A 17,591-nucleotide genomic window follows, 5' to 3' on the forward strand; every position below is an offset into this window, starting at 1 on the left:
AAAAGTGTTTAATCATTCATCTCAGGTATTTTTCGCGAAGCAATTAGACTCAATATGCAATAGCGATTAATTACTAAACAAGGTTCACTCACGTAATCTCGTATAAGCTAAACACACGATAAGGCTGGGAATGGAATGACAAAACCTAAAATGATCATCGTGGAAGACGATTTGAAACTTCAGAAAATGTTGCAAGACTACTTTGTCGCGCAAGATTTTGATGTATTGGTTCTGGACGATGGCAGTAATGCCGCGCAAACCATTCTTGCCGAACAACCTGACATCGTATTGCTGGATTTAATGCTTCCTGTAACCGATGGGCTGACAATCTGCCGACAGACGCGTACGCACTATAAAGGTAAAATCTTGATGCTCACCGCTAGCGATGACGACTTTGATCATGTCGCTGGTTTAGAGACAGGGGCTGATGACTATGTCACCAAGCCAATCAAACCAAGAGTTTTGCTGGCAAGGGTCCGTTCACTATTACGCCGTCAAGAAACGGTGGCTCATTCAATTGATGACTCTGATAACCTTCAATTTGATCAACTCGTACTGAAAAATACATACAAGAAGTGTGAACTTGCAGGTGCTGTTTTGTCACTCACAGACAGCGAGTTTGATCTACTTTGGTTGTTGGCAAGCAACCCAGATACGCCGTTATCACGGGACTATTTAACCCAAACACTGCGCGGGATTGAGTATGACGGGATCGATAGGACAATTGATAACAAGGTTGTGCGTCTAAGAAAGATACTCGGTGACGATCACACACCAGCAGAGAAAATTCAGACCATTCGCGGGAAAGGTTACTTATTTGTTTCGACCGCCTGGCATTAACCTCGCTCAATACGAGCGTAATGAAAGAGAGCGATTATGCGACGTATCTATTTGGAGTCCCTGCTTGGGCTGTTAGTTTGCTTTATGACCGGCCTTGTTGCCTACGAAATTTCTGTCTACCAGCTCAATACCGACTACGAATATGTAATGGAAGATTACGAAGCGACGGCCCACCAACAACTGATAGAAAACATCGCTAAAAATCAAGGTCTTGAAGCAGCTCAACAAGCGATAAATCAGTTTGTCGAAACCACACGAAATAAACTGGTCATGTTCAGTCCAAAAGATGAAATACCAACCCCCGTTTCAGAGTTCTTCAGTACTAACCCGAATACCTTTATCTTTCACGATGATGAACGAGATCTATGGTTTCGCCTCACAGGCAGTGATAATACCTACCATTACTTACCTGATAATGAAGCGTTCGTTCGGCAAAAAATCGAGCTTGAAGATGATCTCATTTGGTTGTTTTTCCTAGCAAGCTTTATCTTATACGGCTTATGCCACCTAGTTATTATTTTCCGACGGGTCAAAAAACTTGAATACGCCACCCTACGCTTTGCGGAAGGGGATCTCTCTTCACGAGCAGAGACTTCAAGCGGCATAGCCATTGGCTCACTCAATAAATCCTTCAACCTAATGGCTGACCGTATTCATCGCTTAATTGAGAGTAACCGCTCACTTACTAATGCCGTTGCTCACGAGCTACGCACGCCAATATTTCGTATACAGTGGCAAGCTGAAATGCTCAAAGACACGCCGCTCAATGAATCGCAACAACACACCGTTGAAAGTATCGTCGAAGACACAGAAGAGATGGAAAAGATGGTCGACGAACTGTTGTGCTACGCCAAACTTGATAGCATTGGCCTCGAAAACCTACAACAGCCATTAGAGATAAGAGACTTTCTTGAACATGCGATGACACGCTGGAACAAAGATACAGAACTCAACATCAGCTTATCACTGCCAGAACAACCTAGCTCGATACTAGCAGATGAAACGCTGCTTAACCGAGCCTTAGATAACCTAGTACGTAACGCAATGAAGTTTGCGCGTTCACAGGTGTCGATTGAGGCTAGCGTGCATCAAGATCAACTACAGATTGCGGTACATGACGATGGTGATGGCGTGGCACAAGAACACCAAGCTCGCCTGTTTGAACCTTTTTACGTTGGCGACAAAGCGCGTAACAAAGCCAAGAGCGGCCATGGTTTGGGGCTTTCTATCGTCGATAAGATCTGTGCTCAACATAACGCAACCGTGGAGGTTGGCCAGAGCCAAACTTTAAAGGGAGCCGTATTCACCATTACCATTCAGATATGTAATAATTCGGCTATGTAACGATTCAGCTGACAAACCCATACAGTAACTACAAAACACCTCTGGAATAATGTTCAACATCGGTCGGGAGATGCTGTCTCCCAATGAACTTATTGAGTCTAGATAATCATGACACTGTCGTTTATGGCTTGTCATTACAGCACTGCTAAGTAGTAGCAAAGTAAACCGTTACTCGTTAACTCGCACTTTGTTAGCAGTTGAAGCCATGGGCTTACTATCTAAATTCCCAATCATTCTTAAGGTATTTTTATGAAAAAGTTATTGTGTGTTTTAGGCGTTATCTCTCTAGCAGGTTGTTCAGGTATTAGTCACAACGATGAAGTTTACACTGCACACGCTGAAAGCTTCAATATTGTGGGTTTCCAAGTTCCTGGTAACACTCAAGATCGTGCAATGGAATTAGTGCCAGAAGGTGCAACGGTTGAAACAATTCGCTCAACAAACTCTGATACAAGCTCTGTTATGGGTATCATCAACCGTATTATCGGCATCGACTACGTTCAAGTGGGCGGTAAAAAGCAATAATTCCCAAAAAAAACAGCAACTTGCTAAAGCTTGCGTACCTTTAAACGCTAGCTTTAGAAAGCTGAAACAATCTAAGCCAGTGACTATCCGTCGCTGGCTTTTTCATACCACTTATTTTGTGCTCTGTGCTAGATAAAGCTCCACTTGGCTAACTCTCTTGTAACTAACAATTCAGAAAATAAGACCAAAAGTCGTCAATTCCTTATCAAAATTTCCTTTAAATTCGGCTTAATAGTCTTTCGTTCAAACTGAACTCCCCAAATCGTTGATCCTTCTATCAACCCATCGCACGTAAATTGCGGCACAGTTCAATTTTCGCAAAAAACTTAATTCTCTTGAAAAATTAACACTTAATAAAAGTGTCATGATTTTATAAATAAAACCTGTGAGTGCGTTCAAAAATAAACAGAAACGATAACTATCTGTAAATACGAGAAATATAAGTTTCATGAATAAAAGAGATCATTGCCATGCTACTAATTAATCAGATCGAATGATGTAAATTATTTGTGATAATTTTGTTACGTTTTCATGGATTTTACATGGAAAGAGAAAATAACAATGAAAATAAGAAAGCGTTTAGTTGCCGTTGCTATAGCCAGTGCTATGTCTTTGTCAGTGCATGCAAATGAATCGGTTCAGATTGATCAACCGATCAACTTTACTAACTTTTCGGGGTTGAACACCCAGTTAGGTGTAAGTAATGCATCTAGCTTCAAGATGGTTAAAGAAGTGAACCTGAAAAAGCGTGGCATCTACAAAGTTAAGATCCAGCAAAACATATGGGGAACGCCAGTATGGGGGCACTATCTAAATGCTACCCAAAGTGTTCAAGGTGGTGCGCTGAAATCCGTTCAAGGACGCTACCTTAAAACAACAACCCTAGAGCGTTCTTTTGTTAAACCCTCCATCAACAGCGCTCAAGCGATTGAACTGGCGAGTAAAGATCTTAAGACTCAAGGCTTAACCAGCAAATCTCTAGACAATGTCCAACACGATCTGTTTATTTATCAGGGCAAATCGACACAAAGCATAGGCACACAAGGTGCGGACAAAACACGCCTTGTATACGTTGTCTCTTACCTTGTCGAAGGCAGTGAGCACCCGACTCGACCATTCACCATGCTAGACGCGCACACCGGCGAAGTCATCGACCGCTGGGAAGGTATTGCACACGCTCAGATCGGCACAGGCCCAGGTGGTAACGAAAAAACAGGCATGTACGAGTACGGTACCGACTACCACTACCTTGATGTCCAAGAAAATGGCACAGAGTGTGTTATGGAGTCGGAAAATGTTGTCACTGTTAACCTAAATGGCGCGACAGACGGCGACACCGTTTACAGCTATGAATGTCCTCGTAACGAATACAAGTCTGTGAACGGCGCATTCTCGCCACTGAACGACGCACACTACTTCGGTAACATTGTGTTCGACATGTATAAAAACTGGTTCGACACCGCACCACTCTCTTTCAAACTCATGATGCGTGTTCACTACGGTGAAAACTACGAGAATGCATTTTGGGACGGCAAGGCAATGACCTTTGGCGATGGTGAAAGCTTCTTCTACCCGCTTGTTAGCCTAGATGTATCCGCCCACGAAGTGAGCCACGGTTTCACTGAGCAAAACTCAGGTTTGATCTACGCAAACCAATCGGGCGGCATGAACGAGGCTTTCTCTGACATGGCTGGTGAAGCGGCTGAATACTACATGAAGGGCACCAACGACTGGATGGTCGGCCGCAATATCTTCAAAGGCGAAGGCGCTCTGCGTTACATGGACGATCCATCACGCGATGGCTCTTCAATCAACAACGCATCTGAATACTACGATGGCTTGAACGTGCACTACAGCTCAGGTGTGTTCAACAAAGCGTTCTACCACCTTGCAACCACGCAAGGCTGGGATACTAAAAAAGCGTTCGAACTGTTCGTGTTAGCCAACCAAATCTACTGGTCTGAAAACAGTGATTTCTGGCAGGGCGCTTGTGGCGTGAAGAACTCAGCAACCGATCTTGGCTACAGTGCCGATGACGTGGTTTCTGCGTTCAACTTAGTGGGCGTATCCCCTTGTGGCGAGCCACCACTTCCGCCAGAACCTGAATATCGACGTCTTGAAAATGGTGTTGAAGCGGCAGTTGCTGGTGAAACAGGCTCAAAAACTTACTTCGATATCGAAGTACCAGAAGGCCAAGACAAGCTAACGATTGATCTTGCTGTGTCTACGGGTGACCCAGATATGTATGTCGGCCTAGATTACGCACCAAGCCCGCAAGACAACATCTGTAAGAGTGAAAGCGTGACTGACGAAGTGTGTGTGATTGAGAACCCAACCTCAGGTCGCTACACAGTAAACATTCTAGGCTACTCAGATTACGCAGGTGCAAACCTAAAAGCATCGTACGAATCAGGCAACGCTAACGTACCGCCAGTTTCTTCCTTCGAACACACCATTGTAGGTAAAGAAGTAGAGCTGCGCAGCACAAGTTCGGACAGCGATGGTCAGATCGTCTCTTACCAATGGAATCTAGGCGATGGCAACACGCAAACAGGTGAAGTGACTCGTTATACCTATGCTGAAGCTGGCGACTACGTGGTTACCCTAACAGTGACTGACGATGCAGGTGTTGCGACATCAACAAGCAAGTCGATCACGATTGAAGGTGATTCAGCGGAAGGCTTCCCACTAAAACTGAAGTTTGGTAACAAAAATCCGAACGGCAAGGCTCGCGTTAAGCTGGCGTGGGATTACGACACCAACGACTACTTCGTGATTAAGCGTAACGGCAAGAATGTTGGTGCGACAGACTTCAACTCATACGTAGACAAGTTCCGTCACAACGGCACAGTAGATGTGGAGTACCAAGTGTGTACCTCAAGCGATATCTGTTCAGAAACCAAGCACTACCGTTTCATTAAAGCACAGTAATCGATAGCAAATTCAGGGCTCCGCAAGGGGCCCTTTTCTCTATTGTCTGTTTAGCGCATGAAACATCTACACAAAAACATCCACGCATTACACAAAAATCACACCCATCAAGATAACAATACTCACCATAAAAAGGACGACAAATGGCTATTCAAAAAAGCATGCTAGCTTTAGCTGTACTCGGAGGCTCTCTAGCCTTAATCAACAGTACTTCGGCTTACGCATCCCTAGGAATCACACCACCAGCGAACGAAGAAGTTTGGATCACCACCGATGCTGACGCACAGCATATAATGACTCAACATGGCGCAACAGTTTACCCAAGCGTGACGGGAAACAAGCATTCCATCGTCGCGAAAATCAACCAGAAAGAGCTCGCTAAACTATCCAGCCACATGCACGAAGAAACCCACCGTTGTGGTGGCTACATGGTACACGAAGACAAAGCAAGCGCACTCAAAGCCGCAGCGATGCCACTAACAATGAGCACCTTCGAAAAGCCGGTAATCAGCCATCAAGACACAGTGAACGACCTACTCGCTCAGATCGAGCCGAACAACATGGTCACGACCATTGAAAATCTAACCAACTTCACCAACCGTTTTTATACTACTTCTACTGGTGTTGCTGCTTCAGATTGGCTTTTAGAGCGTTGGGAAACAGAAATTAAGGATGTGCCGTATGCGTCTGCACGCCAGATCACGCATGCCGAATACCCACAGAAATCCGTTGAAGTGACACTGCTTGGTGCTAAATATCCTGAAGAGATCGTCGTGGTTGGTGGACACCTTGATTCGACCGTTGGATCTTGGACAAGCGAAGGCACCATCTCACCGGGAGCCGATGATGATGCGTCTGGTATTGCAACGGTAACAGAGTCGCTTCGCCTGATGATCGCCAGTGGCATTCAGCCAGACAAAACCATTAAGTTCTATGGTTATGCTGCAGAAGAAGTAGGGCTACGTGGTTCACAAGATGTCGCCAATGCATTAAGAGACGAACAAGCAAACGTTGTGTCGGTGTTGCAATTAGACATGACCAACTACAACGGTTCGGCGCACGATATCACCTTCATCACAGACTATACCGACAGTAACTTAACCACCTACTTAAGCGAGCTGATCGACACCTATGCCAGCAACATCAGTTACGGTTTCGATGATTGTGGCTATGCCTGTTCTGACCACGCCTCTTGGCACAATGTTGGCTACCCAGCCGCCATGCCATTCGAGAGCATGTTCAATGATTACAACCCAAACATTCATACTCAGCACGACACGCTTGAGAACTCCGATCCAACAGCGACACATGCGACCAAGTTCGCCAAACTGGCCATTGCTTACCTTGTCGAAACCAGCCTTGATTCGCCCGTTGCAGGCTCTAAAGAGCTGCAAAATGACGTGCCTGTTGAAGGGCTTACTGCAGGATATGGTGAAGAGCAGTTCTTCACATTTACAACGGAAAGTGCAGGTCAGTTAACGGTGACATTAACAGGCTCTCGTAGTGGTGATGCGGATTTATATGTGAAACACAATGGTACAGTATCGAAAACAAGCTACGATTGCCGCCCATACCAGAACAGTAGCAACGAGCAGTGTGTATTGAACAAGCCAGCGGGTGAATTCAACATCATGGTGCGCGGCTACCGTAACTTTAACGATGTCACCATCGTCGCTAACTTTGTTCCTGATTAGCTTTAAGTTTAGTTGCTTGCTAACCACTAACCCGAGCAAACACGGCTAAAACCAAAAATCCGCAAGTTCGATCCTAAATAGAATGGAGCTGGCGGATTTTTTATCATCTACGCTCTTCACTTGCTATGAACAGCCCTGTTCGAACAAACAAGCCATTAGTTTAATTCACAGTTAAGACGTTTTTTTGATCACCTTGCCACAAATGTATTCACCAATCGGCATTGCAGAGGTCGCTGCTGGCGATGGCGCATTACACACATGCAGGCTTCTTGGGCTTTCGGCAAACAGGAAATCATGAACCAAGGTACCATCTTTGAGCACCGCTTGAGCGCGTATGCCTGCTGGGTAAGGTTTGAAATCTGACACCGTAATGCTCGGGCAATATTTGTTGACCAATTTTAGATAGCCCGGCTTCCACCACGAGTTCTTAAGCTCGACCAAACCGGTTTTCAGATTATTCGCAGTCACTTTCCAAAAGCCCGCAAATCTCAACATCTGCCAAGTGTCCTTAAAACTAAAGTTCAGCTTGCCATAGCCTTCTCTCTTCCAACCTTGAACTGCATTTGGCCCTACTGTTACGGAACCATCAATCATACGTGTTAAGTGCACCCCCAAGAAAGGCAGTTCTGGGTCAGGGATCGGATAGATAAGGTGATTCACCACCTGGTTGTGTTTCGCGTCCAACTGATAATACTCACCACGATAAGGCACGATTTGAAAGTCGGTTTCAATGCCAAGCATGCTAGTCATTCTGTCGGCCATCAAACCAGAACAAGTGATCAAGAATCGGCTGTTCAGTTGTAGAGTTTGACCATCTACTTTGCACGTTAACTGTACTTCATCTTCCAGTTCATCCGCCATGATCACTTCTGTGCCTAGGCTGAGCTTGCCACCCGCCTCAACAAACTCTTGAGCCATTACTTCGGTCACTTTTTTGTAGTCGACGATACTGGTGGTTTTGACATAAATCGCGCCCAAGCCCGTGATGTTAGGCTCGGCAAGTTTCAGTTGCGCTTGGTCCAACAAATCGACATCAATGTCGTTATCATAACAACGTTGATAGAGCGCATTCATGCGCTCGACTTCCTGCTCATTGGTTGCGACCAACAACTTACCGCAGTTTTCGACAGGGATATCGTGTTGGCTGCAAAAGGCGATAGTTCGCTCGACGCCACGCCTACAGAAATCCGCCTTTAAACTGCCTGGAGCGTAGTAAACGCCAGCGTGAATCACACCACTGTTATGGCCAGTTTGGTGCTGCGCGAAGCCACGCTCCTTTTCGACTAAAAGGATACTTTGATCAGGGTGAGCTTGCTGTAATTGCCATGCCGTCGACACACCAACAATGCCACCACCAACGATAATATAGTCGTATGTTGAGTTCATAATATTCCTACATTCAATCCTTTAATTATAGGGAAGACGCGACAGTGTTAGATCCGGTTTGAGGTAACTTTTTTTCCTCACTTTCTGATTCCTTTTTCACTTGATTTGCATCGTATTTACGACCGCTGTAGATGAAGATACCAACAAAAATGGCAACACATACCAAACGGATCACGACTGAAACATCAGGCCATACTAGAGCTACACCTATCGCAACCAACACTACTCGAGTAATAATATTAACTTCGCTCTCTAAATAACCTTCAATCGCCGCGATAAACGCGTAAGTACCAATAACAGCAAAGCCACCCGTGACTAACACGGAGGCCACATCCCAACTTACCAAGTTAGTGTAGGCAATCAACAATGGTACTAAATACAAGCCTTTGGCGATCTTCCATGCCATTAAGCCCGTTCTCATCGGGGGTGTTTTAGCAATGGTTGCAGCCGCAAATGCAGTTAAACAAACAGGCGGAGTCACGTTGCTGTCTTGCGATAACCAGAAAATAATTAAGTGAGCCGAAAGCAGTGCAAGGCTGATAGCTTCTAAGCCAAGGCTCTGTTCAAGCAGAGTTTCCACAAAATCAGCAGGAACTAACGCAATCATCTCTTTCGCCGTTTCCAACGCCATCGGTGCGTTCAATAGATCAAGCTTATCTGGCGCAGCCAACATAAAGATGGCTTTAGCTTGCTCAGGAAGCTGCCCTGACACCAACAAGTCGAGCAGTTGACTTTCAGCAATCAATTTATACAAGGCAGGAGCAGACAATGTTCCCAACACAATATAAGCCGCCGTTACTGGTAACCCCATACCCAGAATCAAAGACGCCAGTGCGATCAACGCAATCATCACCAGTAACTCGCCATTCGCCCAGCTGTTGATCATCAAAGAGAAGGTGTTACCAATTCCCGTAGTGCTAATGACATTAACAACTAGACCAATACCAACTAGTAACACAGCCGTTGTCGCCATGTTTTTTGCGCCTTGAGACAAAGCTTCAATGATCGCTTTCGGTCCCATTTTGTGATTTTTAGAGAACCATGATGCCACCACCACAGAAAGAATCGAAATACCCGCAGCGTAAGTCGGCGTAAAGCCTTGAACGAGCAAAGTCACTAACACGGCCAATGGGATCAGGTTGTGCCAGCCCGATAGCAATACCTTTAACAAAGGTTCACAGCCAGAGGTCACCTTTTGTACACCACTACGCTTCGCTTCAATACGCACGAAAAAGGCCACTGACAAAAAGTAGATAAGCGCAGGAACAAAGGAAACCGCAATAATATCGACATAAGGGATCTGCGTGTAAGAGGCCATGATGAACGCGCCCGCCCCCATCACAGGTGGCATCAACTGCCCGCCAGTGGATGCAGCCGCTTCAACACCTGCCGCGAAACGCGAAGGGAAACCTGCCTTTTGCATCAAGGGAATACTGATCACGCCCGTCGATACTGTGTTTGCTACGCTCGACCCGGAGACAGAGCCCATCAAGCCGGAGCCAATAACGGCAATGAAACCAGGGCCACCAATCACTTTGCCCGCCGCGGCACGGGATACATCAATAATGTAGTCGCCGACACCAGATCGAACTAAAAATGCGCCAAATAAGATGAACATGAACACGAAGGTCCAACTGATTCTTGAGATCGAACCAAACATCCCTTCTGATGAGTAAAAGCTTCGATAAAGTAACGTCTCAAGGCTTAAACCCGGAAAATGAAAAATACCGCTGGTCCATTGTCCCCAAAGCACTACATAACTTAAGCACACTAAGATAAGCACTGGAATGAACCAGCCCATAGTGCGTCTAATCAGCTCAATGACGATGGCAATCGCCAAGATAGAGAAAAACCAATCACTGGCGATAAATTTTACGCCTCGGTCATACAACGCATCTTCGGCAAAGGGAATGTAGATAAGGCAAGCTAAAGCAGCCAAGGCAATCCCAATATCGATAGCTAATGCTATTTTGCTTTTTTTAAGCGAGACATGGGCGGGATACCAAAGTGCGCAAATGATTGCGAAACCAGCGAAATGCGTCGCCGAAATCCAAAGCTCTGGCAAGGTAGATAAGGTATTAAACCAAATATGTAGGAGGGAGAGTATCACTCCCATTGTCGTTATTGCTTTGCCTACCCAAGGGAAATCTGTTCGGGTAGGCAATTCGAATTTTTTCAGTTCCTGCTGCAGCGAATCGCTCATAGAAAACTCCTGCTCTCCACAGCCAAACGCGCAGAGAAAATCCATAAAGTAAGGTGGTGCGTTTTCACTTCAAATAATCGAACGAGCCGGAGACGGTCAAATCAAACAAAGTAGCCGAAACAGATGAAAACGCACCAAGCAATTAATTAACGCGAATATTCCGTTCACGCCAAATAGCGAGTTAAAGATAAATGGCTAATCGAAGACAAAGGGTTAGTCGACGATCAACTCAGAAGGGATTTCTATACCCACTTCTTTATAGTAACGAGCAGCACCTGGGTGAAGCGGAACAGGAAGGCCTGCGATCCCTTTCTCAAGTGCCATTGCTTTGGTTGCTTTGTGGATACCTTGTAGGAAAGGTAGGTTTTCATAGATAGCTTTGGTCAGTTGATACACATCTTCTTCAGAAATGTCTTCACGAACCGCTAGGAAGTTAGGTTGGGCAATCGTAGTAATTGGTTTATCGACACCTGGATAAGTGTTTGCTGGGATCTCATACTTGGTCCAAATATTGTAATCACCATTCGCTTGTTTGATTTGTGCATCGGTAAACGACAAGATTTGAATATCTTCACCCAGTGCTGCAAAGGCTTGCGTCACCGCACCAACAGGAACACCAGCAGGCGTGTTCATACCATCAATTGTGCCATTTTGTAATGCGCTCGCACTGCCACCGTAACCCATAAAGGCGAGTTTAAATTGTTCTGGGTCCACGGATAGGCCTTGCATGATTTGACGACCTGAGTTTTCAGTCCCAGAGTTCTTCTTACCGATAGAGAATTTCTTACCGTTTAGGTTCTCTAGATCGCTTACTGTACCTGTTTTTGCTAGATCTGAACGCACAATAAAGTGTTCTACGTTTTGCCATAACATGGAAACTGAACGCAGTTGAGTTTGTCTGCCAGATTTCTCATATGGCCCCAAACCCTGCCAAGCCCAAGCACCATACAAACCTTGTAGAATGGCGAACTGAGCTTCGTTCTCATTCAACAACTTTACGTTCTCACCCGAGCCCGCAGAGCTGATAGCCGCTAAAGAAAAGTGCTGCTTAGGCGCAAGCTTAACTTTACTCAATGTCGCTAAGGCCACACCTACCGGATAGTAAGTACCACCCGTTGAGGCCGTCGCTAAAATATAGCTGCGATCTTCTTCAGCTGACGCATTACTGATAAGGCCAAGAGAAGCCATTGCTATCGCTAAAGTTTTAACTAGCTTGTTGTATTTCATTGTTACTCTCCATGTAGGGTTATTCACGTTATATTTTTGTTAACAACAATCACTAGATAGCAAGCACAATGCCAATTTTTAAACTACTGTTTTTATTATGATTTATTTTAAAAGCCACCTAAAGTAAGCCATTTTCTGCTTATTTCACTACTAATGAGTAAGCTATTTTTTGCTTATCCAAAGCCGCAGTTAACATCCCCTTAAAGGTGGCCAGGTCACATCATGTTATATTTATGTGATCAATGTTTGTAAAGTGATAAATATACGATGAGCCATTTATTGCTCATCAATATCCAATAAACACGACTGTCAAACCGATCATTGAGAATCGACGTAGTCACTTCGATTCAACCCATAACGCACCATCTTTTGGTTCAATGTTCGACGAGGTAAATCCAAGTCTTGCATAACATCATTGATGCGTCCCTGATAACGCACTAGCGCATCATGAATCACTTTCCGTTCAAAGCTCTGCACTTGAACCGCCAACGGGATGCCTGCCGTTGTGGACTCTGTGACAGAATTAGGACGACACGCCAAAATATCACCAACGGTCAGGCTTTCATCCAGCGCAAAACGAATCGCAACATTACGCAGTTCACGCACATTGCCCGGCCATGCATACGACAACAAGGCATAGCGATCGGCTTCACTGGCCGCTCGGGTTTCGCTGTTCGCTTCTTGAGTGAAGTGTTCAAAAAGGATAAGAGCATCGTCTTCTCGTTCACTAAGGGGAGGTAAATGCAGTTGAGCAACGTTCAAACGATAGAAAAGATCTTGGCGAAAGTCAGGATGATTTAAAAGGTCGCATTTCGAAGCTGAAACTATTCTTAAATCAACATGTTGCTGTTGATTACCACCGACACGTTCAACAACATTGTCTTGTAAAGTACGTAGCACTTTTACTTGCATCGACAACGGCATACTTTCTATTTCGTCAAGAAAGACCGTACCTTTGTCGGCAAATTCAAGCTTACCAATGCGTCGTTTAGCAGCACCAGTAAATGCCCCGGCTTCATGACCAAACAGCTCGCTTTCAAATAGATTCTCTGGAATCGCACCACAGTTTAGTGGTACAAAAGGATGAGGTTTACGCTGACTAAATTTATGTAAACAAGAGGCAACGAGCTCTTTCCCACAGCCAGTTTCACCATAAATGATCACGTTGGTATCAATTGAAGCGACCTTTTGTATTTGTTCTCGTAATGCACACATCACTCTGCTGCGGCCAATCAGAACTTGTTCAATGCCCTTCAGGTTATCCAAATAGCTTTGACGATTTATCCTATCTTGACCACTTTGATGTTTATCTACCGCTTCCGATACCGTTTGAGACAAACGCTCTGGATCGAACGGCTTTTCTATAAAATCATACGCGCCTTGCTGTAATGCCTTAACGGCCATATCGACATCACCATGTCCGGTGATCAAGATAACAGGTACTTCTGGCACCAAATCTTTAAAGCGACTTAACAGTTCAACACCATCAATATCAGGTAAGCGCACATCGCTAATGATGGTCTGAAAATCACCTTCCACGACCGCATCTAACGCGTCTTGTCCAACCTCAAATGCGGTGACATCGAAGCCTGCCAACTGCAACCATTGGCTGGTTGCTTGACGCACAATTGCATCATCTTCAATCAAAGCAATACGTTGCATGATCTCTTCCCATCGCTTACACCTAAATAATATCGACCACGGTATGTAAAAAAGCCGCAGACTAAAAGGAGCTAGCTCCCACTTTGAATAACACTCCTTTAACAGTTTTATAATGTTTGCTAGCTTCAATTTGTTCCAGATTCAACCTTCCATGTGGTAATAAAACGCAGCTTTTCAACTCAATAATTTAAAAAGGATTTAATCAAGAATGGTTAACAAAAATCGATATTGGTTGTTCCTGTTTGCCTGTTTATTGATTGGTTTAGTTCAGGTAACTACCAAAAGTGGCATAAGCCAATGGAAGCTAGAACAAGCTCAGCGTTACGCAGAACAGCGCTTCCTTGGATACATTGCCGAAGCAAGACGCACGCTCAAACGTTTTTACTATTTGCCTTATCTCGTGACTAACGATGAAACCAGCGTGCGTTTTATCGATGGTGACATTCGCCTCCAAAAACACATTAAAAAACAGCTGATTCAGTTAGACAAAGCGGCTAACACCAAAGGATGGTATCTACTCTCTGCAAACGGTGATTTGCTTGTTTCTAGCGTAGAAAGGAACAAACTCAGTAAAAAAAGCGCCAGCACTATTGTCGCTAAGATCCACCAGCAAGGCGGTGCGATCTCCCTAGTAACCAAAAATAAAGGCGTCACACCCGATTATTTTATTGCTGCACCCGTTTATCGAGCATCCGATGTGGTAGGCATTGTTGCAGTACAAATTGATTTATCATTACTGATCGACCAATGGTTTGCCGATGGTGAAGCCATCTTGTTTCAAAACCCTCGCGATCAGTTTTTTCTATCGAGTGATCACCGATTGAATGCAGATTGGTTCAATGAAAATTTCACTTCACAACCGCTCGCTACAAAGCGTGAGCTATATGACCAAACCCACATTCGCGTATGGCGACTGAAAGATAAAGATTACCTTATTCAATCCATAAAGTTAGACGACCTGAATTGGCGCTTAACCTACCTAACGCCGTTAACCAGCCTAAACCAAACCACAAGTTGGATAAGTTGGAGCGTCGCAGTAGGTTGTCTGTTCATTCTGTTATTGCTGGTTATTCTTTATCAAAGACGTCAGAAAAAGCTCAGCAATTTACGAATACAAAAACTCATCGAAGAGTCGGAAAAGCGTCTGTCTGGGATGATCAATAAAACGCACGTTGGGCTAGTGCTGATCGACAAACATGGTCATATCCATGATATTAATCTCATGGCCAAGAACTACTTCTCACTATCCGATTCAATGATCAGTAACATCAAAGCTTGGCAGTTATTTGAGGCAGGCAATCCAAATTCAACCACCTTGCAATTGCTTCAGAACCTAGAGCAACACCAAGAACTGGCCGAAATAACCAGCGTCGAAACTATGGCAAGGCGCAGCGATGGTAGCTACTTTCCGGTACTGTTCTCTATAAGTGCCTTTCCTTGGCATGCGACCACTTATTATCTGTGTACCGTGATCGATATTAGTAAGCGTAAAAAAGCAGAAATTGCAGTGCAAAATGCTAATAAAACGCTTCAACTACGTGTAGAAGAGCGAACACAAGACCTGAAAGACGCACAACAAGAACTGGTTGAATCAAGCAAACTTGCCGCACTAGGGCGGATGTCGAGTGCGATCACTCATGAACTTAACCAGCCACTGACAGGACTAAAAACTCTGCTTTCAAGTAATCAATTACTGATGGAACGAGGCGAGACCAAGATGTTGAAAGCGAACATGGATCTCGTGATGAGTCTTATCGACCGAATGGCAAACATGACCAGCCAATTGAAGTCATTCGCCTTTAAAAGACTTGAAAAACCATACCCAGTGTCACTGACAGACGCACTGCAAGAAACCCTACGCATTCACCAAGCCGATCTCGAAAACGTCGATATTCGAGTACGAATCGCCTCCAATATTTCTATGGTGATGGGTGAAGAAGCCAGGCTAAGCCAAGTTCTTGGAAACCTGATTCGAAACGCAATAGACGCCACTCAAAATCAAACACCCGCGACCATTGTTATCAGCGCACATACCGATCAACAACGCGTGATCATCAAAGTGCAAGATAATGGTTGCGGCGTATCAGAAGACCAACTCGAAACCATTTTCGAACCCTTCCATACCAAAAAAAAGATGGGCGAAGGCTTAGGACTCGGGCTGGCTATAACAGCAAACAATGTTCGGGATATGCAAGGTACCTTGATAGCGAAGAACAACCCAGACCAAGGCGTGACATTCACGTTAACGCTACAGAATAGTGATAGTGAGTAGTTACTAATATGACTCAAAAATTACGATAATTGACTCGTATATATTTTAGCTTATTAAGAGAGTACATCTTGGTAGGTATTCGTGTCTGACGCATGAACCGGTTGAGCAAACAGTGACTAAAGTATCAACGAAACAATCAAGCAAGAACCTAGACATCAACCGCACTCTGTTCAAAGGGCAAGACGTTGAAACCGCAGCCAGCTGGCTGCATAGCACCAGACAAATCATTGCTGTCGGTATAGGTGGCGGTTCGACAATCGCCTCTCAAGAGCCGTAACACCGACTGTTTCGATTAATCTAACCAACCGAGGCTAAGATAAACTCGACTCGTACCTCAACAGATAGCTTAGGCACTTCCACCAGCTGATAACCAAACTGATTATAGGCTGTCACCATCTTTTCATAGGTGGCGATCGCTTCATCAAAATCTTGCTTGCGCTCTTGGTCATTGATGAAAATCGAATCCCATGGCGGGAAGATAAATACCTTGCTGTTGTATTCCAGTTCATTACAGTTATTCATCAAAGACTCTGAAATAGGCAACGTTTCTAACAAGCTGTAACCGTATGAATCTACGATGCTTCTATCAAAGAAAACGAGTTGCTCACTTTCCTCAAACGCTTGGTAATTCGCTAACTCCTCTCGCACCATTTCGTCACGAAAAGCCACTTTATCTAACCACGGCAAGGCTCTACCTTGTTGCTCGACTTGTTGCTGAATCACTTTACGTCCAACTTCTGGTGCGCAGCGATAGCCCAGACTTTTCAAAGCATCGATGACTGAGGTTTTTCCAGATCCCGGCCCTCCGGTAAATACGATTAGATTGTTCAAATAAACCTCTTCAAAATGGAAAGTTAACGAATCGAACCTAAACGAAACCCAAGTTAACGAATTAAGGATAGAATGAACTTAAATTCTGGTGCACGACAATCTTTCACTAGCTCGTATAAGCTCATTTCCAATCCTGTGATTTGGATACCAGCATCGGTTAGTCGACGGATTGCCAGCCCCTTGTTGAGTGCGGTTCGCGAGCTAATACAATCACTAACCACTTGAACCTTGAACCCAAGTTCCAACAAACCCACTGCGGTTTGATAGACACAAATGTGAGCTTCAATACCACAAACCAACCACGTATCCACATCTTTGGCTTGCACTGCCTCAACAAACTTGGGCTCGTTACACGTGTTGAACGTAAATTTTTGTATCGGCTTAGCATCACTCAATAGGTCATTAAGTTCGTCGACCGTAGCACCTAACTTCTCAGAATTCTGCTCCAAGAAAACAATTGGCAGCCCCAAAACCTGCACGCCCTTAATCAACTTTCTACAGTTAGAAATTAGCGTATCGCTCTCATCGACGAGGTACGCTAACTTGCCTTGAACATCCACAACAACCAAGCCTGTCTTTTCTTTGATTAGCATTACTTTTTCCTTGTTATGGATGAATCAAACGCTTGGGTTTATCAAAAAAAATCACCTACAGCGCTAGCGAGCCATTAAAAAAT

At 44.7% G+C, this 17,591-nt stretch carries 13 protein-coding genes; 7 read left to right on the forward strand and 6 right to left on the reverse strand.

Annotated features, from left to right (window positions below; genetic code table 11):
* The first annotated feature begins 135 nt into the window (after nucleotides 1-135).
* The 5 genes from OCW38_RS21400 to OCW38_RS21420 all read left to right on the forward strand — a co-directional run bounded on the left by OCW38_RS21400 (nucleotide 136) and on the right by OCW38_RS21420 (nucleotide 7,334).
* On the forward strand, nucleotides 136-840 hold the full coding sequence (locus tag OCW38_RS21400) for a response regulator (protein WP_010432042.1): 705 nt from the start codon (nucleotides 136-138) through the stop codon (nucleotides 838-840).
* Between the two features lie 36 nt (nucleotides 841-876).
* The gene (locus tag OCW38_RS21405; RefSeq protein WP_010432046.1) at nucleotides 877-2,184 is read left to right on the forward strand and encodes a sensor histidine kinase; all 1,308 of its coding nucleotides are present in this window, start codon (nucleotides 877-879) and stop codon (nucleotides 2,182-2,184) included.
* Nucleotides 2,185-2,433: 249 nt separating this feature from the next.
* Nucleotides 2,434-2,709: a hypothetical protein gene (locus tag OCW38_RS21410; RefSeq protein ID WP_010432049.1), complete on the forward strand. Its 276-nt coding sequence runs from the start codon at nucleotides 2,434-2,436 to the stop codon at nucleotides 2,707-2,709.
* Nucleotides 2,710-3,270: 561 nt separating this feature from the next.
* A complete protein-coding gene (locus tag OCW38_RS21415) occupies nucleotides 3,271-5,640 on the forward strand; it encodes a M4 family metallopeptidase (RefSeq protein WP_016767108.1) in 2,370 nt (789 codons plus the stop codon).
* A 143-nt stretch (nucleotides 5,641-5,783) separates the two neighbouring features.
* Entirely contained in the window at nucleotides 5,784-7,334 is a 1,551-nt protein-coding gene (locus tag OCW38_RS21420) for a M28 family metallopeptidase (protein ID WP_010432056.1), read from the forward strand.
* Nucleotides 7,335-7,505: 171 nt separating this feature from the next.
* On the opposite strand, the gene lhgO is transcribed toward OCW38_RS21420, so the two are convergent.
* The 4 genes from lhgO to OCW38_RS21440 form a co-directional block, all read right to left on the reverse strand.
* Entirely contained in the window at nucleotides 7,506-8,720 is a 1,215-nt protein-coding gene (lhgO, locus tag OCW38_RS21425) for an L-2-hydroxyglutarate oxidase (protein WP_010432057.1), read from the reverse strand.
* Nucleotides 8,721-8,745: 25 nt separating this feature from the next.
* The gene (locus OCW38_RS21430; protein ID WP_016767107.1) at nucleotides 8,746-10,923 is read right to left on the reverse strand and encodes a TRAP transporter permease; all 2,178 of its coding nucleotides are present in this window, start codon (nucleotides 10,921-10,923) and stop codon (nucleotides 8,746-8,748) included.
* A 213-nt stretch (nucleotides 10,924-11,136) separates the two neighbouring features.
* Nucleotides 11,137-12,150 carry a TAXI family TRAP transporter solute-binding subunit gene (locus OCW38_RS21435; RefSeq protein ID WP_010432072.1) on the reverse strand — a complete coding sequence of 338 codons (1,014 nt, stop codon included), beginning with the start codon at nucleotides 12,148-12,150 and terminating at the stop codon, nucleotides 11,137-11,139.
* Between the two features lie 318 nt (nucleotides 12,151-12,468).
* A complete protein-coding gene (locus OCW38_RS21440; RefSeq protein WP_010432074.1) occupies nucleotides 12,469-13,812 on the reverse strand; it encodes a sigma-54-dependent transcriptional regulator in 1,344 nt (447 codons plus the stop codon).
* Nucleotides 13,813-14,020: 208 nt separating this feature from the next.
* Between OCW38_RS21440 and OCW38_RS21445 the strand changes: the two genes are divergently transcribed.
* Both OCW38_RS21445 and OCW38_RS21450 read left to right on the forward strand, forming a co-directional pair.
* Nucleotides 14,021-16,084 (forward strand): ATP-binding protein, encoded by a 2,064-nt coding sequence (locus OCW38_RS21445; RefSeq protein ID WP_261896072.1) that lies wholly within the window; start codon nucleotides 14,021-14,023, stop codon nucleotides 16,082-16,084.
* Nucleotides 16,085-16,196: 112 nt separating this feature from the next.
* A complete protein-coding gene (locus OCW38_RS21450; protein WP_010432080.1) occupies nucleotides 16,197-16,361 on the forward strand; it encodes a hypothetical protein in 165 nt (54 codons plus the stop codon).
* A gap of 20 nt (nucleotides 16,362-16,381) precedes the next feature.
* Here OCW38_RS21450 and OCW38_RS21455 read toward each other — a convergent pair whose 3' ends face one another.
* Entirely contained in the window at nucleotides 16,382-16,915 is a 534-nt protein-coding gene (locus tag OCW38_RS21455) for an AAA family ATPase (RefSeq protein ID WP_016767105.1), read from the reverse strand.
* 53 nt (nucleotides 16,916-16,968) lie between these two features.
* Nucleotides 16,969-17,508, reverse strand: a complete 540-nt coding sequence (locus tag OCW38_RS21460; protein ID WP_261896076.1) for an isochorismatase family protein — start codon at nucleotides 17,506-17,508, stop codon at nucleotides 16,969-16,971.
* Nucleotides 17,509-17,591 lie beyond the last annotated feature (83 nt).

Origin of the sequence: Vibrio cyclitrophicus (genome assembly GCF_024347435.1) — a bacterium.
GTDB lineage: Bacteria > Pseudomonadota > Gammaproteobacteria > Enterobacterales > Vibrionaceae > Vibrio > Vibrio cyclitrophicus.